This is a genomic window from Photobacterium sp. TY1-4 (assembly GCF_025398175.1).
In the GTDB taxonomy this organism is placed as follows: Bacteria; Pseudomonadota; Gammaproteobacteria; order Enterobacterales; family Vibrionaceae; genus Photobacterium.
This window is the reverse complement of record NZ_CP099734.1, coordinates 3,385,383-3,410,712: the sequence shown is the minus strand read 5'-3', so window position 1 is coordinate 3,410,712 and position 25,330 is coordinate 3,385,383. Positions and strand designations below refer to the sequence as shown.

The window sequence follows — 25,330 nt, the reverse complement described above, 5'->3', positions numbered from 1 at the left end:
TGATGGATTTATCGAACCTATTACCATCGGTCATCGACATTGCCCGGGCTTCCGGTCAGGTGATTCTGGATATTTACCAGCACGGCCAGTTCGAAAAACAGGTGAAAAATGACAATACCCCGGTGACCAGTGCTGATCTGGCGGCGCATAAGCTGGTGGTCGAGCGCCTGACCGAACTGACCCCGGATATTCCGGTCTTGTCAGAGGAAGATGCCGGGATCCCGCTGTCGGAGCGCCGCCAGTGGCAGCGCTACTGGCTGGTCGATCCGCTTGACGGGACCCAGGAGTTTATTGCCGGCAGCGGCGATTTTGCGACGATTATTGCTTTGGTGGCGGACAACCAACCGGTGATGGGGGTGGTGTACGCACCGATCTCCGGGGTCGCGTATTACGCCTATCACGGCAAAGGAGCCTGGAAGATCACGCCGGAGGGAGAAACGGTCCGGATCTCCACCCATAAGCATGAGCTGCCGACCCAGTCGATTGCCGTGGCGATCAGCCGTCGCCAGGATATTCAGGCCATTACCAATCGCCTGGATCCGTCGCTGAACTATGATTTGGTGCCGCTGGGCTCGGCCGCGCTGAAATCGTGTCTGGTCGCCGAAGGCGCGGTGGATTGCTACCTGCGCCTGGGGCCGACCGGGGAGTGGGATACCGCGGCGACACAATGTATTGTTGAAGAAGCCGGTGGCCGGATCCTCAATACGCACCTGACGCCGCTCTCTTACAACGAGCGCGATACGCTGGAGAACCCGAATTTCATTACGCTGGGCGATGAGTCGTTGCCGTGGTCAACGATTCTGACGCCGGATAACCGGATGATGGAAGTGTGAGGATTGCCTGTCAGGCAGGATAAAAAAACGGAGCTGCGGCTCCGTTTTTTGTTGAGGGACGACATGTAAGACGAGTTCCCCGTTTCTGACCGACTTAGAACAGGCGGTTTAAGCCGTTCAGTGCCGCTACCCGGTAGGCTTCGGCCATGGTCGGGTAGTTGAAGGTGGTATTGGCGAAGTAGTCGATGGTATTGCCTTCGCCTTTTTGTTCCATGATCGCCTGCCCGATATGGATGATCTCTGCGGCCCGCTCCCCGAAGCAGTGGATCCCGAGGATCTCTTTGGTTTCGCGATGGAACAGGATCTTCAGGCTGCCCACTTCGGTGCCGGCAATCTGGGCGCGGGCCAGGTGTTTGAACTGCGAGCGGCCGACTTCGTACGGGATTTTCTCTGCGGTCAGCTCCTGCTCGGTTTTGCCGACGGAGCTGATCTCCGGGATGGTGTAGATCCCGGTCGGGATATGTTCGATCAAACAGCCTTCGGCTTCCCCGTTGCTGATAGCCTGGGCCACGAACCGGCCCTGGTCGTAAGCGGCGCTGGCGAGGCTCGGGTAGCCAATGACATCGCCCACGGCATAGATATGTTCGACATCGGTTTGATAGTTATTGTTGACCTTGAGCTGGCCGCGTGAGTCTGGCAACAGGCCGACATTCTCGAGCTTCAGGCGATCGGTATTCCCGGTCCGGCCATTGGCATACAGCAGGCAGTCGGCACGCATTTTCTTGCCCGATTGCAGGTGAAGGATCACGCCATCGTCGGTTCCTTCGATCCGCTCGTAGGTTTCACCGTTGCGGATCATCGCGCCGCTGTTCCACAGATGGTAGGAGAGCGAGTCGGAAATTTCGTTATCGAGAAATTCCAGCAGGCGCTCCCGGGTATTGATCAGGTCGACCTTCACGCCCAGGCCGCGGAAAATCGAAGCATACTCGCTGCCGATCACCCCGGCACCATAAATCAGGATATGACGAGGGTCGTGCTTGAGCCGCAGGATCGAGTCGCTGTCGTAAATCCGGCGGTGGTCAAAGTTAACGTCTGTCGGGTGGTAAGGGCGTGAGCCGGTGGCGATGACAAACTGGCCGGCAGTATAGCGATCGACGCTGCCGTCCGCGGTGTTCACGGCGACGGTGTGGCTGTCGACAAAGCTGGCTTCGCCGTGGATGATGGTGCAGTGGTTGCGATCGTAAAACCCCTGGCGCATCCGGGTCTGTTTGCTGACCACATCCTGGGCGTGGCCGAGGATCTGGCTGAAGGTACTGTGGAGGCTGGAGTTGTTCTTGCAGTAGAGCGGGTTTTGGTTAAATTCGATGATCCGGCTGACGGCATGGCGCAGGGCTTTGGACGGAATGGTCCCCCAGTGGGTACACCCGCCGCCGACGCTGTTCTCCCGCTCGATAATCGCAACATTGAAGCCTGCTTTGGTGAGCCCCATCGCAGCCCCTTCGCCCCCCGGGCCGCTGCCAATAATAATGGCATCAAAATGCTGGGCATGTGGTTGTTTTGACTTAGTCATTGTTCGGGCCTTTCTTATCATCCTTGCAACATTGCTTACGTGATAGTTTAACTTTTTCCTGAAGTCGGTAAAATCAGAGGGCTGTGATAGATAGGTGGCGATCACGTTGTGGAGCCGTAACTCTGTGAGCTGGCTGTTAAAAGTGACAAATACTGCTTTAATTCAGCTGCGGTCGGGAATTACTATGTTCTGATTGCCGTGAAAAGGGCAATTTTCGCTGAACCGGCGAACAAAAGCGCGTATAGTTGCAAAAAAGGTTACAGAGAAACAACAAGTTCATGGGAATCAGGGCTCAGCAAAAAGAAAAAACCCGTCGCTCACTGATTGATGCTGCATTTAATCAGCTCAGTGCCGAGCGTAGCTTTTCGAGTCTCAGTCTGCGTGAAGTCGCTCGGGAAGCCGGGATTGCGCCCACCTCGTTCTATCGCCATTTCAAGGATATGGATGAGCTGGGTCTGACCATGGTCGATGAAGGCGGTTTGATCCTTCGTCAGTTGATGCGCCAGGCGCGTCAGCGCATTGCCAAAGAAGGCAGTGTGATCCGTACCTCTGTAGAAACATTTATGGAATTTATTGAAAGCAGCCCGAATGTGTTTCGGTTGCTTTTGCGCGAGCGCTCCGGCACCTCGCCGGCGTTTCGCGCCGCTGTCGCTCGGGAGATTCAGCACTTCGTTGCGGAGCTGACCGAGTATCTGGAAGCGAAAACTGGTGTGACGCACGATGAAGCCTATACTCAGGCGGAGGCGTCGGTCACGCTGGTGTTCAGTTCGGGGGCGGAGGCGCTGGATCTGGACAACCACGCGCGTGCGGAGCATGCGGAAAGATTGATTATGCAATTGCGAATGATTGCGAAAGGTGCCTATTGGTATCGTAAAGAGCGTGAGCGTCGAGAGCTCAGGCAGAAACTCTAACTTTATTGTGTTGGTGAAGGATATGAACAAGGAACAAGTAAAAGCTGAACGTAAAACACTGCTGCTGTCTTTTCTGGCAGGTCTGTGCGGCAATGCGACGTTGGCTGTATTCACATCAAGTGCTGTACCGTTTTCTATTTTTCCTGTCATTGCGTTTGGCCTGGCAGCGTACTGCCTGTATCAGGAATACCTGAGCAAGCCGATGACAGAAGGGACCCCGGCGATCGCCTTCGCCTGCTTCCTGGCTGGTGCGTTTGGTTACTCCGGCTTTATGCGCGCGCAGTTCCCGGATATGGGGTCTAACTTCCTGCCGCTGATGATCACCCTGGGTCTGCTGCTGTGGGTTGCTTACAAGCTGGGGATCATGAGCCCAAAGAAGATCGAAAGCACTGAAGCGCAAGCGTAATTCGCACCTTCAGTTGGATGATAAAAAAGGCGCCGAGGGCGCCTTTTTTATGGTCTGTGATTGCCGGAACTTGGGTTATTTCCGCTCCAGCAGCACACCCGCTTCCATGTGGTGGGTATACGGGAACTGATCAAACAACGCAAAGCGGGTCATGCGGTGCGTTTCGCCCAGGATCGCCAGGTTCTCTTTCAGGGTTTCCGGATTACATGAGATGTACATGATCCGATCGTAGGCCTGCACCATGCGGCAGGTACCTTCGTCCATTCCCGCACGTGGCGGATCAACAAAGATGGTATTGCAGTTATAGCTGCTCAGATCCACACCGGCATTTTTCAGGCGGCGGAATTCGCGCTTGCCTTCCATTGCTTCGGTAAATTCTTCTGCCGACATCCGAATGATCTGCACATTGTCGATGTGATTGGCGGCAATGTTGTACTGGGCAGAATCCACCGAGGGTTTTGCCAGCTCAGTTGCCAGTACCCGCTCAAAATTCTTGGCCAGTGCCAGGGAGAAGTTGCCGTTGCCACAGTAGAGTTCCAGCAAATCGCCGGCGCTGTCTTCGGTACAGTCGACGGCCCACTCCAGCATCTTCTGCGCCACTTCGCCGTTCGGTTGGGTAAAGCTGTTTTCAACCTGCTGGTAGGTCAGGGTGCGATCATGAACGGTGAGCTTTTCAATGACGTGTTCCTGATCCAGGACAATCTTCTGCTTGCGGGCCCGGCCAATGAAGTTCAGGTTAAACCCTTCATCGTTCAGGCGTTGCTTGAGTGCTTTGGCCTCGCGAACCCACTCTTCGTCCAGTTGGCGGTGATACAGCAGCGACACCAGGACCTCACCGCTTAGGGTCGACAGGAAATCAACCTGGAACAGTTTATGACGCAGGGTTTTGACTGGTTTGAGCGCATCAACCAGCAGCGGCATCAGATCGTTGATCAGGCGGCTGGCGGCCGGAAACTGATCCACCCGGTATTTCTGACGGGTTTCCTGGTTGAACATGATGTAGTAGAGATCGTCACCTTCGTGCCACACCCGAAATTCGGCGCGCATCCGATAATACTCGGCAGGTGAGGCAAACACCTCAAGCTCAGGGGTTTCAAAATCCGCGAAGATATTTTGAATACGCGCTGCCTTTTCATCTAGCTGTGCCTGGTACTCAGCCGGATTGATGTCGGTGGATGCCATGTTGGGTGCCTCAAACTGCTCAAAATAAGAGCGCAGATTTTATTGCATTGTTGACTGATGTCCAGTGTTGAGACGGATAAAAGTGTTGCCCGAAACGTATTGTCATATTCCATAACAAACAAAACTAGACATTCATCATGAGGATAACTAGCATTCGCCCTGCACGGGTTTACCTGAATTCAGGTAGGGAACACGGTGAAAATCCGTGACTGACGCGCAGCGGTGAGAGAGAACGAAAGCACATGGACGTTAGTTCCGAACACTGCTTCGAGAGACGGTGCAAAGCCGTTGACAGTGAAGTGGGAAGTTGTTGCCTAGGTGGTTGTTCAACCATGCTCTTAAGTCCGAAGACCGACCCGTGGTACTGAGCAAGAGTTTGCTTTGTAATTAACGCGACTTAAGGTATCTAAATAATGAAGAAAACGCTTTTAGCAGTGGCGCTGGCACCTGTGTGCCTGTCGTCTTTTTCTGTTGCCGCCCAGGACGAGGATGTCATGGTGGTAACAGCCAACCGATTTGAGCAATCCGTTAAAAATGTGATTGCCCCTGTCTCTGTGATCACCAAAGAAGATATTGACGCCATTCAGGCCAAATCCCTGGCGGAAGTGTTACGGCGTCTGCCGGGTGTGAGCATTGCTGCCAACGGTGGATACGGTCAGCTGACGACTGTTTTTGTTCGCGGGAGCCAGAATGTTCTGATTATGATGAATGGTGTGCGTCTCGGGAGTGCTACGGCCGGTGGGGTTAATCTGAGCCAACTACCATTAACCGGAATTGAAAGTATTGAATACATCCGGGGTACTCGTGCTGCGGTGTATGGTGCAGATGCGACGGCAGGGGTGATCAATATTATTACTACGGCTCAGCCTGATGATGTGCAGGGCCAAGTTGCTGCCGGGATGGGGAGCGATGGTTATTATCAAACTAAAGGTAGCGTTGCCGGCCGTTTGACAGAGCAAACTTGGGCTAAAGTGGCCGGAAACTTCGAGCAGGCGGATGGCTTCAATGTTGCTGATTATTCTTCTGGTGCCTGGCTGGAAGACCAAAAAGATAATGACGGTTTTAAGAGCAAAGATATTCTCGGAGAATTTGGGATTATCCTGAATGATGAATGGCGCGCCGTCGTGAATGCTTTTTATCATGATGGCCAAACTGAATACGATTATACCGGCAGCCCGGGGAATAATGAGGCTGATTATGTGTTTTACAATGTTTCCGGCCAGGTAAGCTACGCTGCTGATCGTTTGACATCTTCGCTCCTTCTTGGTGTTAATCGCGATGAAGGTGAGAATAAGGGAAATCAGCCGGGCAGTACGATTGTCACCGACCGGACTCAAGTGAATTGGACCAACAGTTATCAACTGGCAGAGCATTATTATGCCGGGTTTGGGGTCGACTTGGTGAATGAGAAGGTCAGTGATTCTGAACTCTGGAATAACTTCGCCGGTCAATTTGAATCTTATGATCAAGAGAGTCGCCGTAATGATGCTGGCTATATTACGTTCTGGCGGGATGCCGATGATGTCCAGCTAGAGGCGAGTGTTCGTTACGATGATAATGAGCATTACGGCTCTTATACCTCATGGCAGTTAGGGGCCGGTTGGCGTTTTGTCGAGCAGATGCGAGTGACTGCGAATGCTGGAACCGGTTTTAAAGCGCCGACGTTTAATGACTTGTATTGGCCTAGTTACGGGAATCCGGGCCTGGAAGCAGAAGAGTCTGAAAACTATGAACTGGCACTGGAAGGCACCCATCCACTGCTAGATTGGCGAGTGGCGGTATACGACAATACAGTGAGCAACCAGATCCGCAATCAAGGTAAAGGTAAGCAATTGGAAAACCAGGATGTACGTGTCCAGGGGATTGAGTTGGCTGCTAGCTTTGCAACGGGTTCTATTCACCATGATGTCTCGCTGGATCTGATGGATCATGAAAATGAAAGTGATAAAAAGCGCCTTAAACGTGTGCCTGATGAAGCCCTGAAATGGAATGCCAGCTACTTAGCGGATTCTTACCAGCTGGAGATGAGCTATCTGTATCAAGGGGACAGCCGGGATACGTATTTTAATCCGGTTACTTTCACGAACTCAGAAGTTGAGCTGAAGAACTATCATTTGCTGGATCTGGCTGCCAGCTACTTTGTAACAGAGGCGCTGACCTTGCAGGGACGTGTCGCCAATGTGCTGGATGAAGAGTATGCAACAGCCTATGGCTACAACACTGCGGAGCGCAGTTACTATGCAACTGTCTCTTATCGTTTCTAACGATGTTTAAACCGCCTTCGGGCGGTTTTTTCTTACTTGGGATGCAACGGTATTTATGAAAACCAAAGTGATGGTCAGTTGGTCTTCCGGGAAAGACTCGGCGCTGACCTTAATCAAGCTGCTCGACGATCCCACTATCGAGGTTGTCGGGTTGTATACGACTTGCCTGGAAGATGAAGTACCGTTCCAGGCCACACCGATTGATGTGCTCAAACAGCAAGCGGCATTAACAGGGCTGCCGTTGGTGCTGATCCCCCTACCGGAAGTCTTTCCGCCGAATGCGTTATACCAGTCGCGGGTTGTTGAAGGGCTCCGTAACAGTGGCCTGGAGATTGATGCCGTGGCATTTGGGGATATGTTTTGCAATGGCATTGCTGAGTATCGGCGCGGTTATATTGAACCGGCGGGTTGGCAATGTCTGTTTCCGTTACTGGGACGCGATAGCCGGGAGTTGGCCGAGGAAATTATTCACAGCGGTATTCAAACGCTGATCACGACCGTCGATACACATCAGCTCGATGGTGAATATTGCGGCCAATGGTATAACGCAGACTTACTGGCTCGGTTGCCGCTTCATGTCGATCCATGCGGGGAAAACGGAGAGTTTCACACTTTGGTGGTTCAGGCACCGTGTTTCCGGGAAGCATTGAAAATCCAACGGCTGGATTGCGAGCGGCAGGCGCGCTTTCACTATCAGCGTTACCAGTTGATTGAACCCGATGGAGAGATATCCTCGGCGGGGGATTTCTGATCTGGCAACGAACGCAGTATGATGTGCATCCTGAAATGATATCTGGTTTGTGGTGAACAGTGAAACGGGTGCTAATTTTTGATTCAGGGGTCGGGGGATTATCCGTTTATCAGGAAATCTATACCCAGCTTCCTTCCCTTCAATATATCTATGCGTTCGATGATGCCGGTTTTCCTTATGGTGAATTACCGGAAACGGTACTCATCAAGCGTACCCGGCATATCGTTTCGCTATTAGTGGAGCGCCACCATATCGATCTGGTGGTAATTGCCTGTAATACTGCCAGCACAGTGGTGTTGCCGACTTTGCGTGCCGAGCTCATGATTCCTGTGGTTGGCGTTGTGCCGGCCATCAAACCCGCAGCATTAATGAGTAAGCAAAAAGCGGTAGGCCTATTGGCAACACCGGCAACGGTAGAGCGGGAATATACCCATCAGCTGATTGCGCAGTTTGCCAGTGATTGTGATGTCTACCGAATTGGTTCGACGCGCTTGGTGGAAATGGCCGAAGAGAAGTTACGGGGAAAACGTGTTTCTCTGGATGAGCTGACAGGGATCTTAGCGCCATGGCAGGGAAAGGTAGATAGTATCGTGTTGGGCTGTACGCATTTTCCGCTGATCAAGCACGAAATTGCACAGGCTTTCGGTACCCCGGTGAATATTATCGACTCCGGATTGGCGATTGCGAATCGGGTGAAATCTTTGCTGGGGGAGCTGGAGGCGGGAGAGCAATCTGCGTTGGTTTCCAACTATACATACAATAGTGCCGCAGACCCTCATACTGCGGCACTCAATCTTAGTTTAAAAGCAATGAATCTCGGTGCGGTTCAATCGCTTAACTATCCAGGCTTTTAGGTTCGTTGGCTTCACGGACTTTCAGCGTCCGTTGCCCAAACTCTTTATTATTGAGCTGGCTGATAGCTGTGTCGGCATCACCGCTATTCATCACCACAAAACCAAATCCGCGTCGTTTGCCGGTTCGCTTATCTTTCATCAGGCGGACGGCAAAGACCTCACCGTATTCGGCAAAGAGCTGCTTGACCTCACTTTCATTCGCGCGATAAGGCAAGTTGCCGACATAGATTGTTTTACTGCCTACTGGTGGTACTGCCTCAGAACTTGCGGTTGATTCCGGTGTTTCAGGCAGGTAATTCAGCGCAGCGATTGCGGCGATCATACCGAGGATAAAGGCAAAGGCAGGCGGGAAAGAAAGCAAGCTAATGATGAGTGCCCCGAGAATGGCGATAGCCCCGAGGGCCATCATGGTTTGTTTGGAAAATTTCATATTAAAAACTACATCGTCATAATGATTATTAAAGGAAGGCTGTGATTGGTTATTTTAACAACAGAGTCACATTGATATTACTTTCATCAGGTTGTAATTACTAGTTGGTGAGTGTGATGATCCTCTAATGTTGAAATTTGAGGCGTCTAGATCAAATTAGTTGAAATAATGACCGAGTGGTAATTTTTTTCAAAAAAACGCTTGTCAGGTATCGGGAAGTCTCTATAATGCCGCCTCACCGACACGGAGGGCGGCTTCTTCAGTAAGGAAGCAAGCACCAAGTCGAGATGGTGAAAGCCTTCAAAATTAAGTTTCAAAAAGTGTTTGACACTTCCCTTTGAATCCTTAAAATGGCGCACCTCCTCAGAGCAAAAGCGAATGAGGAATTGTTCTTTAACAATTTGACCATGCAATCTGTGTGGGCACTCGTGAAATGATAGTCAAAAGATTTATCAGTGAGCTGAGTGACCAAATTGATACTTCGGTATCAGCACAGTCAATTTATTTTTGCTTCTGCTTTTCTTAAAAGCGGCGGCAAGAAATCAGTAATCACTGAGCCGTTTCTTCGGAAACACCAAAACTTTAATTGAAGAGTTTGATCATGGCTCAGATTGAACGCTGGCGGCAGGCCTAACACATGCAAGTCGAGCGGCAGCGACAACATTGAGCCTTCGGGTGATTTGTTGGGCGGCGAGCGGCGGACGGGTGAGTAATGCCTGGGAATATGCCCTGATGTGGGGGATAACCATTGGAAACGATGGCTAATACCGCATAATCTCCGGTCTTTTACGAGATGGGAGCAAAGAGGGGGACCTTCGGGCCTCTCGCGTCAGGATTAGCCTAGGTGGGATTAGCTAGTAGGTGGGGTAACGGCTCACCTAGGCGACGATCCCTAGCTGGTCTGAGAGGATGATCAGCCACACTGGAACTGAGACACGGTCCAGACTCCTACGGGAGGCAGCAGTGGGGAATATTGCACAATGGGGGAAACCCTGATGCAGCCATGCCGCGTGTGTGAAGAAGGCCTTCGGGTTGTAAAGCACTTTCAGTCGTGAGGAAGGCGGCTAAGTTAATAGCTTAGTTGTTTGACGTTAGCGACAGAAGAAGCACCGGCTAACTCCGTGCCAGCAGCCGCGGTAATACGGAGGGTGCAAGCGTTAATCGGAATTACTGGGCGTAAAGCGCATGCAGGCGGCTTGTTAAGCCAGATGTGAAAGCCGGGGCTCAACCTCGGAATCGCATTTGGAACTGGCAGGCTAGAGTCTTGTAGAGGGGGGTAGAATTTCAGGTGTAGCGGTGAAATGCGTAGAGATCTGAAGGAATACCGGTGGCGAAGGCGGCCCCCTGGACAAAGACTGACGCTCAGATGCGAAAGCGTGGGGAGCAAACAGGATTAGATACCCTGGTAGTCCACGCCGTAAACGATGTCTACTTGGAGGTTGGTGTCTTGAACACTGGCTTTCGGAGCTAACGCGTTAAGTAGACCGCCTGGGGGAGTACGGTCGCAAGATTAAAACTCAAATGAATTGACGGGGGCCCGCACAAGCGGTGGAGCATGTGGTTTAATTCGATGCAACGCGAAGAACCTTACCTACTCTTGACATCCAGAGAACTTTCCAGAGATGGATTGGTGCCTTCGGGAGCTCTGAGACAGGTGCTGCATGGCTGTCGTCAGCTCGTGTTGTGAAATGTTGGGTTAAGTCCCGCAACGAGCGCAACCCTTATCCTTGTTTGCCAGCACTTCGGGTGGGAACTCCAGGGAGACTGCCGGTGATAAACCGGAGGAAGGTGGGGACGACGTCAAGTCATCATGGCCCTTACGAGTAGGGCTACACACGTGCTACAATGGCGCATACAGAGGGCTGCAAGCTAGCGATAGTGAGCGAATCCCAAAAAGTGCGTCGTAGTCCGGATTGGGAGTCTGCAACTCGACTCCATGAAGTCGGAATCGCTAGTAATCGTGGATCAGAATGCCACGGTGAATACGTTCCCGGGCCTTGTACACACCGCCCGTCACACCATGGGAGTGGGCTGCACCAGAAGTAGATAGCTTAACCTTCGGGAGGGCGTTTACCACGGTGTGGTTCATGACTGGGGTGAAGTCGTAACAAGGTAGCCCTAGGGGAACCTGGGGCTGGATCACCTCCTTAACGATATGACACATTGTTTGATGCAGTGTCCACACAGATTGCCTGGTTAATAGTAAAAGACAACAGTGTCCCATTCGTCTAGAGGCCTAGGACACCGCCCTTTCACGGCGGTAACAGGGGTTCGACTCCCCTATGGGACGCCACTTTCTAAATACACTTACGAGTGTGATTAGAAAGTGGATGCCGAAAGGCAAGTACATGCTCTTTAACAATCTGGAAAGCTGACTAGTAAATCAATTATCGAAGATTCGATGATTGAATTATTGTTTCACCGCAAGGTGAAACGAGTTCTCAAGCAATACACATTCAAGTGTCTTGTGTAAGTTTGCTTTCACTTTTCAAAGTGAAGACAGACAAAGAGTCCGGCAAAACAAACTAATCCGTCAAGTAATTGATGGAAAACCTTGGTTGTTTACGATACAGACCCTTTGGGGTTGTATGGTTAAGTGACTAAGCGTACACGGTGGATGCCTGGGCAGTCAGAGGCGATGAAGGACGTACTAACTTGCGATAAGCGCAGATGAGGCAGTAAGAGCCACTTGAGTCTGCGATTTCCGAATGGGGGAAACCCAGCTGCAGAAGCAGTTATCAATACGTGAATCCATAGCGTGTTGAGGCGAACCGGGGGAACTGAAACATCTAAGTACCCCGAGGAAGAGAAATCAACCGAGATTCCGGCAGTAGCGGCGAGCGAAACCGGATTAGCCCTTAAGCTTTTTATGCGTCAGGTGAAGGCTCTGGAAAGTGCCGCGATACAGGGTGATAGCCCCGTAGCCGACAACGCATTTAAAGTGAAAACGAGTAGGACGGGACACGTGTTATCTTGTCTGAAGATGGGGGGACCATCCTCCAAGGCTAAATACTCCTGACTGACCGATAGTGAACCAGTACCGTGAGGGAAAGGCGAAAAGAACCCCTGTGAGGGGAGTGAAATAGAACCTGAAACCGTGTACGTACAAGCAGTAGGAGCACCTTCGTGGTGTGACTGCGTACCTTTTTGTATAATGGGTCAGCGACTTAATTTCAGTAGCAAGGTTAACCATCTAGGGGAGCCGTAGGGAAACCGAGTCTTAACTGGGCGTGCAGTTGCTGGGATTAGACCCGAAACCAGGTGATCTAGCCATGGGCAGGTTGAAGGTGCGGTAACACGCACTGGAGGACCGAACCGACTAATGTTGAAAAATTAGCGGATGACTTGTGGCTAGGGGTGAAAGGCCAATCAAACCTGGAGATAGCTGGTTCTCCCCGAAAGCTATTTAGGTAGCGCCTCGGACGAATACTACTGGGGGTAGAGCACTGTTAAGGCTAGGGGGTCATCCCGACTTACCAACCCTTTGCAAACTCCGAATACCAGTAAGTACTATCCGGGAGACACACGGCGGGTGCTAACGTCCGTCGTGGAGAGGGAAACAACCCAGACCGCCAGCTAAGGTCCCAAAGTTATCGCTAAGTGGGAAACGATGTGGGAAGGCTCAGACAGCCAGGATGTTGGCTTAGAAGCAGCCATCATTTAAAGAAAGCGTAATAGCTCACTGGTCGAGTCGGCCTGCGCGGAAGATTTAACGGGGCTAAGCGATACACCGAAGCTGCGGCAATGTAGTTTACTACATTGGGTAGGGGAGCGTTCTGTAAGCCGTTGAAGGTGGTCTGTAAGGGCTGCTGGAGGTATCAGAAGTGCGAATGCTGACATGAGTAACGATAAAGGGGGTGAAAAACCTCCTCGCCGGAAGACCAAGGGTTCCTGTCCAACGTTAATCGGGGCAGGGTGAGTCGACCCCTAAGGCGAGGCCGAAAGGCGTAGTCGATGGGAAACGGGTTAATATTCCCGTACTTCTTACTATTGCGATGGGGGGACGGAGAAGGCTAGGTGGGCCTGGCGACGGTTGTCCAGGTTCAAGGGTGTAGGCTGATGGTTTAGGCAAATCCGGACCATCTCAAGGCTGAGACCCGATGTCGAGCTGCTACGGCGGTGAAGTCATTGATGCCATGCTTCCGGGAAAAGCCTCTAAGCTTCAGATAGTAAGGAATCGTACCCCAAACCGACACAGGTGGTCGGGTAGAGAATACCAAGGCGCTTGAGAGAACTCGGGTGAAGGAACTAGGCAAAATGGTACCGTAACTTCGGGAGAAGGTACGCTGCCGGCGGTGAAGAGACTCGCTCTTGGAGCTGCTGGCAGTCGCAGATACCAGGTGGCTGCAACTGTTTATTAAAAACACAGCACTGTGCAAAATCGAAAGATGACGTATACGGTGTGACGCCTGCCCGGTGCCGGAAGGTTAATTGATGGGGTTATCTTCGGAGAAGCTCTTGATCGAAGCCCCGGTAAACGGCGGCCGTAACTATAACGGTCCTAAGGTAGCGAAATTCCTTGTCGGGTAAGTTCCGACCTGCACGAATGGCGTAATGATGGCCACGCTGTCTCCACCCGAGACTCAGTGAAATTGAAATCGCAGTGAAGATGCTGCGTACCCGCGGCTAGACGGAAAGACCCCGTGAACCTTTACTACAGCTTGGCACTGAACATTGACCCTACATGTGTAGGATAGGTGGGAGGCTTCGAAGCAGGTACGCCAGTATCTGTGGAGCCGTCCTTGAAATACCACCCTTGTAGTGTTGATGTTCTAACGTCGCCCCCTTATCGGGGGTGCGGACAGTGCCTGGTGGGTAGTTTGACTGGGGCGGTCTCCTCCCAAAGCGTAACGGAGGAGCACGAAGGTGGGCTAATCACGGTCGGACATCGTGAGGTTAGTGCAATGGCATAAGCCCGCTTGACTGCGAGAATGACGGTTCGAGCAGGTGCGAAAGCAGGTCATAGTGATCCGGTGGTTCTGAATGGAAGGGCCATCGCTCAACGGATAAAAGGTACTCCGGGGATAACAGGCTGATACCGCCCAAGAGTTCATATCGACGGCGGTGTTTGGCACCTCGATGTCGGCTCATCACATCCTGGGGCTGAAGTCGGTCCCAAGGGTATGGCTGTTCGCCATTTAAAGTGGTACGCGAGCTGGGTTTAGAACGTCGTGAGACAGTTCGGTCCCTATCTGCCGTGGGCGTTGGATGATTGAGAGGGGCTGCTCCTAGTACGAGAGGACCGGAGTGGACGAACCGCTGGTGTTCGGGTTGTGTCGCCAGACGCATTGCCCGGTAGCTAAGTTCGGAATCGATAACCGCTGAAAGCATCTAAGCGGGAAGCGAGCCTCAAGATGAGTCATCCCTAAGGCTTTAAGCCTTCTGAAGGGTTGTCGTAGACTACGACGTTGATAGGCAGGGTGTGTAAGCGCTGTGAGGCGTTGAGCTAACCTGTACTAATTGCCCGTGCGGCTTAACCATACAACACCCAAGGGGTTTTACGGACTCCACGAGCACTTGAATGCAGTGTTTGAGAAACTAGTTAACTTTTCCAGATTTAGTGTAGGGTCACATCGCTCCTTGCCATCCATGGCATCGCGATATTGGTGAATCCCTTCACGTCGAATTTGCTTGGCGACCATAGCGTTGCGGACCCACCTGATCCCATGCCGAACTCAGTAGTGAAACGCAGCAGCGCCGATGGTAGTGTGGGGCCTCCCCATGTGAGAGTAGGACATCGCCAGGCTTTCATTCCGACTTTGCTTGGGATTCAAGCAAGTCACCATAAAGCTTTAAAATTTCTTAGAGTTTTATGTTGACTTTCAAAGTGGGAAGCGTATTATACGCACCTCGTTTGAGCGCTAAAGCGCTGAAAGCACAGTTCTTTAACAATTTGACCATGCAATCTGTGTGGGCACTCGTGAAATGATAGTCAAAAAGATTTATCAGTGAGCTGAGTGACCAAATTGATACTTCGGTATCAGCACAGTCAATTTATCAGTAATCACTGAGCCGTTTCTTCGGAAACACCAAAACTTTAATTGAAGAGTTTGATCATGGCTCAGATTGAACGCTGGCGGCAGGCCTAACACATGCAAGTCGAGCGGCAGCGACAACATTGACCCTTCGGGTGATTTGTTGGGCGGCGAGCGGCGGACGGGTGAGTAATGCCTGGGAACATGCCTTAGTGTGGGGGATAACCATTGGAAACGATGGCTAATACCGCATAATCTCTACGGAGCAAAGAGGGGGACCTTCGGGCCTCTCGCGCTAAGATTGGCCCAGGTGGGATTAGCTAGTAGGTGGGGTAACGGCTCACCTAGGCGACGATCCCTAGCTGGTCTGAGAGGATGATCAGCCACACTGGAACTGAGACACGGTCCAGACTCCTACGGGAGGCAGCAGTGGGGAATATTGCACAATGGGGGAAACCCTGATGCAGCCATGCCGCGTGTGTGAAGAAGGCCTTCGGGTTGTAAAGCACTTTCAGTCGTGAGGAAGGCAGCTAAGTTAATAGCTTAGTTGTTTGACGTTAGCGACAGAAGAAGCACCGGCTAACTCCGTGCCAGCAGCCGCGGTAATACGGAGGGTGCGAGCGTTAATCGGAATTACTGGGCGTAAAGCGCATGCAGGCGGCTTGTTAAGCCAGATGTGAAAGCCCGGGGCTCAACCTCGGAATCGCATTTGGAACTGGCAGGCTAGAGTCTTGTAGAGGGGGGTAGAATTTCAGGTGTAGCGGTGAAATGCGTAGAGATCTGAAGGAATACCGGTGGCGAAGGCGGCCCCCTGGACAAAGACTGACGCTCAGATGCGAAAGCGTGGGGAGCAAACAGGATTAGATACCCTGGTAGTCCACGCCGTAAACGATGTCTACTTGGAGGTTGGTGTCTTGAACACTGGCTTTCGGAGCTAACGCGTTAAGTAGACCGCCTGGGGAGTACGGTCGCAAGATTAAAACTCAAATGAATTGACGGGGGCCCGCACAAGCGGTGGAGCATGTGGTTTAATTCGATGCAACGCGAAGAACCTTACCTACTCTTGACATCCAGAGAACTTTCCAGAGATGGATTGGTGCCTTCGGGAACTCTGAGACAGGTGCTGCATGGCTGTCGTCAGCTCGTGTTGTGAAATGTTGGGTTAAGTCCCGCAACGAGCGCAACCCTTATCCTTGTTTGCCAGCACTTCGGGTGGGAGACTGCCGGTGATAAACCGGAGAAGGTCCGGCATAAAGGGCTACAACGTGCTACAAATCTGCAAGCTCAAGCAATGATGGAGTCTGCAACTCGACTCCATGAAGTCGGAATCGCTAGTAATCGTGGATCAGAATACATGACCGCCCGTTGGGAGTGGGGGGTAGATAGCTTAACCTTGCGTTTACCAGTTCATGACTGAAGCGTACACGGTGGGATGACACATTGTTTGATGCAGTGTCAGAGGTCGATGAAGGACGTACTAACTTGCGATAAGCCAGATGAGGCAGTAAGAGCCACTTGAGTCTGCGATTTCCGAATGGGGAAACCCAGCTGCAGAAGCAGTTATCAATACGTGAATCCATAGCGTATTGAGGCGAACCGGGGGAACTGAAACATCTAAGTACCCCGAGGAAGAGAAATCAACCGAGATTCCGGCAGTAGCGGCGAGCGAAACCGGATTAGCCCTTAAGCTTTTTGTGCGTCAGGTGAAGGCTCTGGAAAGTGCCGCGATACAGGGTGATAGCCCCGTAGCCGACAACGCATTTAAAGTGAAAACGAGTAGGACGGGACACGTGTTATCTTGTCTGAAGATGGGGGGACCATCCTCCAAGGCTAAATACTCCTGACTGACCGATAGTGAACCAGTACCGTGAGGGAAAGGCGAAAAGAACCCCTGTGAGGGGAGTGAAATAGAACCTGAAACCGTGTACGTACAAGCAGTAGGAGCACCTTCGTGGTGTGACTGCGTACCTTTTGTATAATGGGTCAGCGACTTAATTTCAGTAGCAAGGTTAACCATCTAGGGGAGCCGTAGGAAACCGAGTCTTAACTGGGCGTGCAGTTGCTGGGATTAGACCCGAAACCAGGTGATCTAGCCATGGGCAGGTTGAAGGTGCGGTAACACGCACTGGAGGACCGAACCGACTAATGTTGAAAAATTAGCGGATGACTTGTGGCTAGGGGTGAAAGGCCAATCAAACCTGGAGATAGCTGGTTCTCCCCGAAAGCTATTTAGGTAGCGCCTCGGACGAATACTACTGGGGGTAGAGCACTGTTAAGGCTAGGGGGTCATCCCGACTTACCAACCCTTTGCAAACTCCGAATACCAGTAAGTACTATCCGGGAGACACACGGCGGGTGCTAACGTCCGTCGTGGAGAGGGAAACAACCCAGACCGCCAGCTAAGGTCCCAAAGTTATCGCTAAGTGGGAAACGATGTGGGAAGGCTCAGACAGCCAGGATGTTGGCTTAGAAGCAGCCATCATTTAAAGAAAGCGTAATAGCTCACTGGTCGAGTCGGCCTGCGCGGAAGATTTAACGGGGCTAAGCGATACACCGAAGCTGCGGCAATGCAATTTATTGTATTGGGTAGGGGAGCGTTCTGTAAGCTGTTGAAGGTGGTCTGTAAGGGCTGCTGGAGGTATCAGAAGTGCGAATGCTGACATGAGTAACGATAAAGGGGGTGAAAAACCTCCTCGCCGGAAGACCAAGGGTTCCTGTCCAACGTTAATCGGGGCAGGGTGAGTCGACCCCTAAGGCGAGGCCGAAAGGCGTAGTCGATGGGAAACGGGTTAATATTCCCGTACTTCTTACTATTGCGATGGGGGGACGGAGAAGGCTAGGTGGGCCTGGCGACGGTTGTCCAGGTTCAAGGGTGTAGGCTGATGGTTTAGGCAAATCCGGACCATCTCAAGGCTGAGACCCGATGTCGAGGTGCTACGGCACTGAAGTCATTGATGCCATGCTTCCGGGAAAAGCCTCTAAGCTTCAGATAGTAAGGAATCGTACCCCAAACCGACACAGGTGGTCGGGTAGAGAATACCAAGGCGCTTGAGAGAACTCGGGTGAAGGAACTAGGCAAAATGGTACCGTAACTTCGGGAGAAGGTACGCTGCCGGCGGTGAAGAGACTCGCTCTTGGAGCTGCTGGCAGTCGCAGATACCAGGTGGCTGCAACTGTTTATTAAAAACACAGCACTGTGCAAAATCGAAAGATGACGTATACGGTGTGACGCCTGCCCGGTGCCGGAAGGTTAATTGATGGGGTTATCTTCGGAGAAGCTCTTGATCGAAGCCCCGGTAAACGGCGGCCGTAACTATAACGGTCCTAAGGTAGCGAAATTCCTTGTCGGGTAAGTTCCGACCTGCACGAATGGCGTAATGATGGCCACGCTGTCTCCACCCGAGACTCAGTGAAATTGAAATCGCAGTGAAGATGCTGCGTACCCGCGGCTAGACGGAAAGACCCCGTGAACCTTTACTACAGCTTGGCACTGAACATTGACCCTACATGTGTAGGATAGGTGGGAGGCTTCGAAGCAGGTACGCCAGTATCTGTGGAGCCGTCCTTGAAATACCACCCTTGTAGTGTTGATGTTCTAACGTCGCCCCCTTATCGGGGGTGCGGACAGTGCCTGGTGGGTAGTTTGACTGGGGCGGTCTCCTCCCAAAGCGTAACGGAGGAGCACGAAGGTGGGCTAATCACGGTCGGACATCGTGAGGTTAGTGCAATGGCATAAGCCCGCTTGACTGCGAGAATGACGGTTCGAGCAGGTGCGAAAGCAGGTCATAGTGATCCGGTGGTTCTGAATGGAAGGGCCATCGCTCAACGGATAAAAGGTACTCCGGGGATAACAGGCTGATACCGCCCAAGAGTTCATATCGACGGCGGTGTTTGGCACCTCGATGTCGGCTCATCACATCCTGGGGCTGAAGTCGGTCCCAAGGGTATGGCTGTTCGCCATTTAAAGTGGTACGCGAGCTGGGTTTAGAACGTCGTGAGACAGTTCGGTCCCTATCTGCCGTGGGCGTTGGATGATTGAGAGGGGCTGCTCCTAGTACGAGAGGACCGGAGTGGACGAACCGCTGGTGTTCGGGTTGTGTCGCCAGACGCATTGCCCGGTAGCTAAGTTCGGAATCGATAACCGCTGAAAGCATCTAAGCGGGAAGCGAGCCTCAAGATGAGTCATCCCTAAGGCTTTAAGCCTTCTGAAGGGTTGTCGTAGACTACGACGTTGATAGGCAGGGTGTGTAAGCGCTGTGAGGCGTTGAGCTAACCTGTACTAATTGCCCGTGCGGCTTAACCATACAACACCCAAGGGGTTTTACGGACTCCACGAGCACTTGAATGATGTGCTGAGACTTTAGTCAGATTTTCCAAGATTGTAACGAATTTGCTTGGCGACCATAGCGTTGCGGACCCACCTGATCCCATGCCGAACTCAGTAGTGAAACGCAGCAGCGCCGATGGTAGTGTGGGGCCTCCCCATGTGAGAGTAGGACATCGCCAGGCTTTCATTCCGACTTTGCTTGAGATTCAAGCAAGTCACCATAAAGTTCTAAAGTTTCTTAGAGTTTTATGTTGACTTTCAAAGTGGGAAGCGTATTATACGCACCTCGCTTGAGCGCTAAGGCGCTGAAAACACAGTTCTTTAACAATTTGACCATGCAATCTGTGTGGGCACTCGTGAAATGATAGTCAAAAGATTTATCAGTGAACTGAGTGACCAAATTGATACTTCAGTATCAGCACAGTCAATTTATCAGTAATCACTGAGCCGTTTCTTCGGAAACACAAAACTTTAATTGAAGAGTTTGATCATGGCTCAGATTGAACGCTGGCGGCAGGCCTAACACATGCAAGTCGAGCGGCAGCGACAACATTGACCCTTCGGGTGATTTGTTGGGCGGCGAGCGGCGGACGGGTGAGTAATGCCTGGGAATATGCCCTGATGTGGGGGATAACCATTGGAAACGATGGCTAATACCGCATAATCTCCTATCTTTTACGAGATGGGAGCAAAGAGGGGGACCTTCGGGCCTCTCGCGTCAGGATTAGCCAAGGTGGGATTAGCTAGTAGGTGGGGTAACGGCTCACCTAGGCGACGATCCCTAGCTGGTCTGAGAGGATGATCAGCCACACTGGAACTGAGACACGGTCCAGACTCCTACGGGAGGCAGCAGTGGGGAATATTGCACAATGGGGGAAACCCTGATGCAGCCATGCCGCGTGTGTGAAGAAGGCCTTCGGGTTGTAAAGCACTTTCAGTCGTGAGGAAGGCGGTATCGTTAATAGCGGTACCGTTTGACGTTAGCGACAGAAGAAGCACCGGCTAACTCCGTGCCAGCAGCCGCGGTAATACGGAGGGTGCGAGCGTTAATCGGAATTACTGGGCGTAAAGCGCATGCAGGCGGCTTGTTAAGCCAGATGTGAAAGCCCGGGGCTCAACCTCGGAATCGCATTTGGAACTGGCAGGCTAGAGTCTTGTAGAGGGGGGTAGAATTTCAGGTGTAGCGGTGAAATGCGTAGAGATCTGAAGGAATACCGGTGGCGAAGGCGGCCCCCTGGACAAAGACTGACGCTCAGATGCGAAAGCGTGGGGAGCAAACAGGATTAGATACCCTGGTAGTCCACGCCGTAAACGATGTCTACTTGGAGGTTGGTGTCTTGAACACTGGCTTTCGGAGCTAACGCGTTAAGTAGACCGCCTGGGGAGTACGGTCGCAAGATTAAAACTCAAATGAATTGACGGGGGCCCGCACAAGCGGTGGAGCATGTGGTTTAATTCGATGCAACGCGAAGAACCTTACCTACTCTTGACATCCAGAGAACTTTCCAGAGATGGATTGGTGCCTTCGGGAACTCTGAGACAGGTGCTGCATGGCTGTCGTCAGCTCGTGTTGTGAAATGTTGGGTTAAGTCCCGCAACGAGCGCAACCCTTATCCTTGTTTGCCAGCACTTCGGGTGGGAACTCCAGGGAGACTGCCGGTGATAAACCGGAGGAAGGTGGGGACGACGTCAAGTCATCATGGCCCTTACGAGTAGGGCTACACACGTGCTACAATGGCGCATACAGAGGGCTGCAAGCTAGCGATAGTGAGCGAATCCCAAAAAGTGCGTCGTAGTCCGGATTGGAGTCTGCAACTCGACTCCATGAAGTCGGAATCGCTAGTAATCGTGGATCAGAATGCCACGGTGAATACGTTCCCGGGCCTTGTACACACCGCCCGTCACACCATGGGAGTGGGCTGCACCAGAAGTAGATAGCTTAACCTTCGGGAGGGCGTTTACCACGGTGTGGTTCATGACTGGGGTGAAGTCGTAACAAGGTAGCCCTAGGGGAACCTGGGGCTGGATCACCTCCTTAACGATATGACACATTGTTTGATGCAGTGTCCACACAGATTGCCTGGTTAAAATGTGAAGAGCGAAACGATGCTGGGTCTGTAGCTCAGGTGGTTAGAGCGCACCCCTGATAAGGGTGAGGTCGGTGGTTCAAGTCCACTCAGACCCACCACTTCCTGCCCAAGGGAAGTTGGTGAGGCATCGGAATCGTCGGGGCTATAGCTCAGCTGGGAGAGCGCCTGCCTTGCACGCAGGAGGTCAGCAGTTCGATCCTGCTTAGCTCCACCACTTTCTAAATACACTTACGAGTGTGATTAGAAAGTGGATGCCGAAAGGCAAACACATGCTCTTTAACAATCTGGAAAGCTGACTAGTAATTCGATTTTTAGGAATCGAAATTATTGTTTCTCGAAAGAGAAACGAGTTCTCAAGCAATACACATTCAAGTGTCTTGTGTAAGTTTGCTTTCACTTTTCAAAGTGAAGACAGACAAAGAGTCCGGCAAAACAAACTAATCCATCAAGTAATTGATGGAAAACCTTGGTTGTTTACGATACAGACCCTTTGGGGTTGTATGGTTAAGTGACTAAGCGTACACGGTGGATGCCTGGGCAGTCAGAGGCGATGAAGGACGTACTAACTTGCGATAAGCGCAGATGAGGCAGTAAGAGCCACTTGAGTCTGCGATTTCCGAATGGGGAAACCCAGCTGCAGAAGCAGTTATCAATACGTGAATCCATAGCGTGTTGAGGCGAACCGGGGGAACTGAAACATCTAAGTACCCCGAGGAAGAGAAATCAACCGAGATTCCGGCAGTAGCGGCGAGCGAAACCGGATTAGCCCTTAAGCTTTTTATGTGTCAGGTGAAGGCTCTGGAAAGTGCCGCGATACAGGGTGATAGCCCCGTAGCCGACAACGCATTTAAAGTGAAAACGAGTAGGACGGGACACGTGTTATCTTGTCTGAAAATGGGGGGACCATCCTCCAAGGCTAAATACTCCTGACTGACCGATAGTGAACCAGTACCGTGAGGGAAAGGCGAAAAGAACCCCTGTGAGGGGAGTGAAATAGAACCTGAAACCGTGTACGTACAAGCAGTAGGAGCACCTTCGTGGTGTGACTGCGTACCTTTTGTATAATGGGTCAGCGACTTAATTTCAGTAGCAAGGTTAACCATCTAGGGAGCCGTAGGGAAACCGAGTCTTAACTGGGCGTGCAGTTGCTGGGATTAGACCCGAAACCAGGTGATCTAGCCATGGGCAGGTTGAAGGTGCGGTAACACGCACTGGAGGACCGAACCGACTAATGTTGAAAAATTAGCGGATGACTTGTGGCTAGGGGTGAAAGGCCAATCAAACCTGGAGATAGCTGGTTCTCCCCGAAAGCTATTTAGGTAGCGCCTCGGACGAATACTACTGGGGGTAGAGCACTGTTAAGGCTAGGGGGTCATCCCGACTTACCAACCCTTTGCAAACTCCGAATACCAGTAAGTACTATCCGGGAGACACACGGCGGGTGCTAACGTCCGTCGTGGAGAGGGAAACAACCCAGACCGCCAGCTAAGGTCCCAAAGTTATCGCTAAGTGGGAAACGATGTGGGAAGGCTCAGACAGCCAGGATGTTGGCTTAGAAGCAGCCATCATTTAAAGAAAGCGTAATAGCTCACTGGTCGAGTCGGCCTGCGCGGAAGATTTAACGGGGCTAAGCGATACACCGAAGCTGCGGCAATGCAATTTATTGTATTGGGTAGGGGAGCGTTCTGTAAGCTGTTGAAGGTGGTCTGTAAGGGCTGCTGGAGGTATCAGAAGTGCGAATGCTGACATGAGTAACGATAAAGGGGGTGAAAAACCTCCTCGCCGGAAGACCAAGGGTTCCTGTCCAACGTTAATCGGGGCAGGGTGAGTCGACCCTAAGGCGAGGCCGAAAGGCGTAGTCGATGGGAAACGGGTTAATATTCCCGTACTTCTTACTATTGCGATGGGGGGACGGAGAAGGCTAGGTGGGCCTGGCGACGGTTGTCCAGGTTCAAGGGTGTAGGCTGATGGTTTAGGCAAATCCGGACCATCTCAAGGCTGAGACCCGATGTCGAGGTGCTACGGCACTGAAGTCATTGATGCCATGCTTCCGGGAAAAGCCTCTAAGCTTCAGATAGTAAGGAATCGTACCCCAAACCGACACAGGTGGTCGGGTAGAGAATACCAAGGCGCTTGAGAGAACTCGGGTGAAGGAACTAGGCAAAATGGTACCGTAACTTCGGGAGAAGGTACACTCTTGACGGTGAAGTCCCTCGCGGATGGAGCTATTGAGAGTCGCAGATACCAGGTGGCTGCAACTGTTTATTAAAAACACAGCACTGTGCAAAATCGAAAGATGACGTATACGGTGTGACGCCTGCCCGGTGCCGGAAGGTTAATTGATGGGGTTATCTTCGGAGAAGCTCTTGATCGAAGCCCCGGTAAACGGCGGCCGTAACTATAACGGTCCTAAGGTAGCGAAATTCCTTGTCGGGTAAGTTCCGACCTGCACGAATGGCGTAATGATGGCCACGCTGTCTCCACCCGAGACTCAGTGAAATTGAAATCGCAGTGAAGATGCTGCGTACCCGCGGCTAGACGGAAAGACCCCGTGAACCTTTACTACAGCTTGGCACTGAACATTGACCCTACATGTGTAGGATAGGTGGGAGGCTTCGAAGCAGGTACGCCAGTATCTGTGGAGCCGTCCTTGAAATACCACCCTTGTAGTGTTGATGTTCTAACGTCGCCCCCTTATCGGGGGTACGGACAGTGCCTGGTGGGTAGTTTGACTGGGGCGGTCTCCTCCCAAAGCGTAACGGAGGAGCACGAAGGTGGGCTAATCACGGTCGGACATCGTGAGGTTAGTGCAATGGCATAAGCCCGCTTGACTGCGAGAATGACGGTTCGAGCAGGTGCGAAAGCAGGTCATAGTGATCCGGTGGTTCTGAATGGAAGGGCCATCGCTCAACGGATAAAAGGTACTCCGGGGATAACAGGCTGATACCGCCCAAGAGTTCATATCGACGGCGGTGTTTGGCACCTCGATGTCGGCTCATCACATCCTGGGCTGAAGTCGGTCCCAAGGGTATGGCTGTTCGCCATTTAAAGTGGTACGCGAGCTGGGTTTAGAACGTCGTGAGACAGTTCGGTCCCTATCTGCCGTGGGCGTTGGATGATTGAGAGGGGCTGCTCCTAGTACGAGAGGACCGGAGTGGACGAACCGCTGGTGTTCGGGTTGTGTCGCCAGACGCATTGCCCGGTAGCTAAGTTCGGAATCGATAACCGCTGAAAGCATCTAAGCGGGAAGCGAGCCTCAAGATGAGTCATCCCCAAGGCTTTAAGCCTTCTGAAGGGTTGTCGTAGACGACGACGTTGATAGGCAGGGTGTGTAAGCGCTGTGAGGCGTTGAGCTAACCTGTACTAATTGCCCGTGCGGCTTAACCATACAACACCCAAGGGGTTTTACGGACTCCACGAGCACTTGAATGATGTGCTGAGACTTTAGTCAGATTTTCCAAGATTGTAACGAATTTGCTTGGCGACCATAGCGTTGCGGACCCACCTGATCCCATGCCGAACTCAGCAGTGAAACGCAGCAGCGCCGATGGTAGTGTGGGGCCTCCCCATGTGAGAGTAGGACATCGCCAGGCTTCCAATTTAGTGCGGAGTGGTAGTTCAGTTGGTTAGAATACCGGCCTGTCACGCCGGGGGTCGCGGGTTCGAGTCCCGTCCGCTCCGCCACTCTTTAAGAAGCCCGAGTCGAAAGATTCGGGCTTTTTTACATTTTACGCTCCCGAAAGTGCTACGCACTTTTTTCGCGGGCCGGATTGCCGGACCATCGATTCCCGTCCGCT

General features: G+C 52.1%; 9 protein-coding genes, 4 tRNA genes, 7 rRNA genes, 1 riboswitch and 1 other annotated feature. Of the genes, 17 read left to right on the top strand and 3 right to left on the bottom strand.

Translation table 11 applies throughout. The annotated features are described in order from the left end of the window. Positions 1-2: 2 nt before the first annotated feature. Positions 3-833: a 3'(2'),5'-bisphosphate nucleotidase CysQ gene (gene cysQ / locus NH461_RS15745; RefSeq protein WP_261602930.1), complete on the top strand. Its 831-nt coding sequence runs from the start codon at positions 3-5 to the stop codon at positions 831-833. Positions 834-927: 94 nt separating this feature from the next. Here cysQ and sthA read toward each other — a convergent pair whose 3' ends face one another. Next, on the bottom strand, positions 928-2,343 hold the full coding sequence (gene sthA / locus NH461_RS15740; RefSeq protein WP_261601214.1) for a Si-specific NAD(P)(+) transhydrogenase: 1,416 nt from the start codon (positions 2,341-2,343) through the stop codon (positions 928-930). A 278-nt stretch (positions 2,344-2,621) separates the two neighbouring features. Here sthA and fabR point away from each other — a divergent pair, with 278 nt between their 5' ends. Beyond that, positions 2,622-3,254 carry an HTH-type transcriptional repressor FabR gene (fabR, locus tag NH461_RS15735; protein ID WP_261601213.1) on the top strand — a complete coding sequence of 211 codons (633 nt, stop codon included), beginning with the start codon at positions 2,622-2,624 and terminating at the stop codon, positions 3,252-3,254. Between the two features lie 22 nt (positions 3,255-3,276). Beyond that, positions 3,277-3,660 carry a YijD family membrane protein gene (locus NH461_RS15730; RefSeq protein ID WP_261601212.1) on the top strand — a complete coding sequence of 128 codons (384 nt, stop codon included), beginning with the start codon at positions 3,277-3,279 and terminating at the stop codon, positions 3,658-3,660. Between the two features lie 75 nt (positions 3,661-3,735). Here NH461_RS15730 and trmA read toward each other — a convergent pair whose 3' ends face one another. Continuing rightward, positions 3,736-4,842, bottom strand: coding sequence for a tRNA (uridine(54)-C5)-methyltransferase TrmA (trmA, locus tag NH461_RS15725; protein ID WP_261601211.1), 1,107 nt, complete (start codon positions 4,840-4,842; stop codon positions 3,736-3,738). A gap of 148 nt (positions 4,843-4,990) precedes the next feature. After that, positions 4,991-5,217: riboswitch (cobalamin riboswitch) on the top strand. A 38-nt stretch (positions 5,218-5,255) separates the two neighbouring features. Between trmA and NH461_RS15720 the strand changes: the two genes are divergently transcribed. The 3 genes from NH461_RS15720 to murI are packed head-to-tail and all read left to right on the top strand — an operon-like array spanning position 5,256 to position 8,711. Further along, complete coding sequence (locus tag NH461_RS15720) at positions 5,256-7,106, top strand: TonB-dependent receptor domain-containing protein (RefSeq protein ID WP_261601210.1); 1,851 nt, start codon at positions 5,256-5,258, stop codon at positions 7,104-7,106. A 55-nt stretch (positions 7,107-7,161) separates the two neighbouring features. Further along, positions 7,162-7,857 carry an adenine nucleotide alpha hydrolase gene (locus tag NH461_RS15715; RefSeq protein WP_261601209.1) on the top strand — a complete coding sequence of 232 codons (696 nt, stop codon included), beginning with the start codon at positions 7,162-7,164 and terminating at the stop codon, positions 7,855-7,857. Positions 7,858-7,916: 59 nt separating this feature from the next. Beyond that, positions 7,917-8,711, top strand: a complete 795-nt coding sequence (gene murI, locus NH461_RS15710) for a glutamate racemase (protein ID WP_261601208.1) — start codon at positions 7,917-7,919, stop codon at positions 8,709-8,711. Here the strand turns inward: murI and NH461_RS15705 are convergent. Beyond that, positions 8,692-9,141: an RNA recognition motif domain-containing protein gene (locus tag NH461_RS15705; RefSeq protein WP_261601207.1), complete on the bottom strand. Its 450-nt coding sequence runs from the start codon at positions 9,139-9,141 to the stop codon at positions 8,692-8,694. The genes murI and NH461_RS15705 overlap by 20 nt on opposite strands. A gap of 583 nt (positions 9,142-9,724) precedes the next feature. On the opposite strand from NH461_RS15705, the gene NH461_RS15700 reads away from it, so the two are divergent. From NH461_RS15700 to NH461_RS15650, 11 genes are all read left to right on the top strand, one after another. Further along, positions 9,725-11,291, top strand: a 16S ribosomal RNA gene (locus NH461_RS15700). 67 nt (positions 11,292-11,358) lie between these two features. After that, positions 11,359-11,434: transfer RNA gene (locus tag NH461_RS15695), tRNA-Glu, on the top strand. 297 nt (positions 11,435-11,731) lie between these two features. Beyond that, positions 11,732-14,622: ribosomal RNA gene (locus NH461_RS15690) — 23S ribosomal RNA — on the top strand. 149 nt (positions 14,623-14,771) lie between these two features. Further along, positions 14,772-14,887 (top strand): 5S ribosomal RNA (rrf, locus tag NH461_RS15685). Together the 16S, 23S and 5S rRNA genes with 1 tRNA gene alongside form the textbook arrangement of a ribosomal RNA operon. Before the next feature lie 292 nt (positions 14,888-15,179). Continuing rightward, positions 15,180-19,420 (top strand) — a sequence feature (most likely nonfunctional fraction of RNA operon). A gap of 89 nt (positions 19,421-19,509) precedes the next feature. Next, a 5S ribosomal RNA gene (rrf, locus tag NH461_RS15680) occupies positions 19,510-19,625 on the top strand. A 290-nt stretch (positions 19,626-19,915) separates the two neighbouring features. Then, positions 19,916-21,481 (top strand): 16S ribosomal RNA (locus NH461_RS15675). A 73-nt stretch (positions 21,482-21,554) separates the two neighbouring features. Continuing rightward, positions 21,555-21,631: transfer RNA gene (locus tag NH461_RS15670), tRNA-Ile, on the top strand. A gap of 40 nt (positions 21,632-21,671) precedes the next feature. After that, positions 21,672-21,747 (top strand) — tRNA-Ala (locus NH461_RS15665). A 288-nt stretch (positions 21,748-22,035) separates the two neighbouring features. Next, positions 22,036-24,921: ribosomal RNA gene (locus NH461_RS15660) — 23S ribosomal RNA — on the top strand. A gap of 89 nt (positions 24,922-25,010) precedes the next feature. Continuing rightward, positions 25,011-25,126, top strand: a 5S ribosomal RNA gene (gene rrf / locus NH461_RS15655). A gap of 14 nt (positions 25,127-25,140) precedes the next feature. Continuing rightward, positions 25,141-25,217, top strand: a tRNA-Asp gene (locus NH461_RS15650). The last annotated feature ends 113 nt before the right edge of the window (positions 25,218-25,330 follow it).

Coding starts and splice junctions, on each gene's coding strand:
- cysQ (WP_261602930.1), top strand. CDS start 3: ATGGATTTATCGAACCTATTACCATCGGTCATCGACATTGCCCGGGCT.
- sthA (WP_261601214.1), bottom strand. CDS start 2,343: ATGACTAAGTCAAAACAACCACATGCCCAGCATTTTGATGCCATTATT.
- fabR (WP_261601213.1), top strand. CDS start 2,622: ATGGGAATCAGGGCTCAGCAAAAAGAAAAAACCCGTCGCTCACTGATT.
- NH461_RS15730 (WP_261601212.1), top strand. CDS start 3,277: ATGAACAAGGAACAAGTAAAAGCTGAACGTAAAACACTGCTGCTGTCT.
- trmA (WP_261601211.1), bottom strand. CDS start 4,842: ATGGCATCCACCGACATCAATCCGGCTGAGTACCAGGCACAGCTAGAT.
- NH461_RS15720 (WP_261601210.1), top strand. CDS start 5,256: ATGAAGAAAACGCTTTTAGCAGTGGCGCTGGCACCTGTGTGCCTGTCG.
- NH461_RS15715 (WP_261601209.1), top strand. CDS start 7,162: ATGAAAACCAAAGTGATGGTCAGTTGGTCTTCCGGGAAAGACTCGGCG.
- NH461_RS15705 (WP_261601207.1), bottom strand. CDS start 9,141: ATGAAATTTTCCAAACAAACCATGATGGCCCTCGGGGCTATCGCCATT.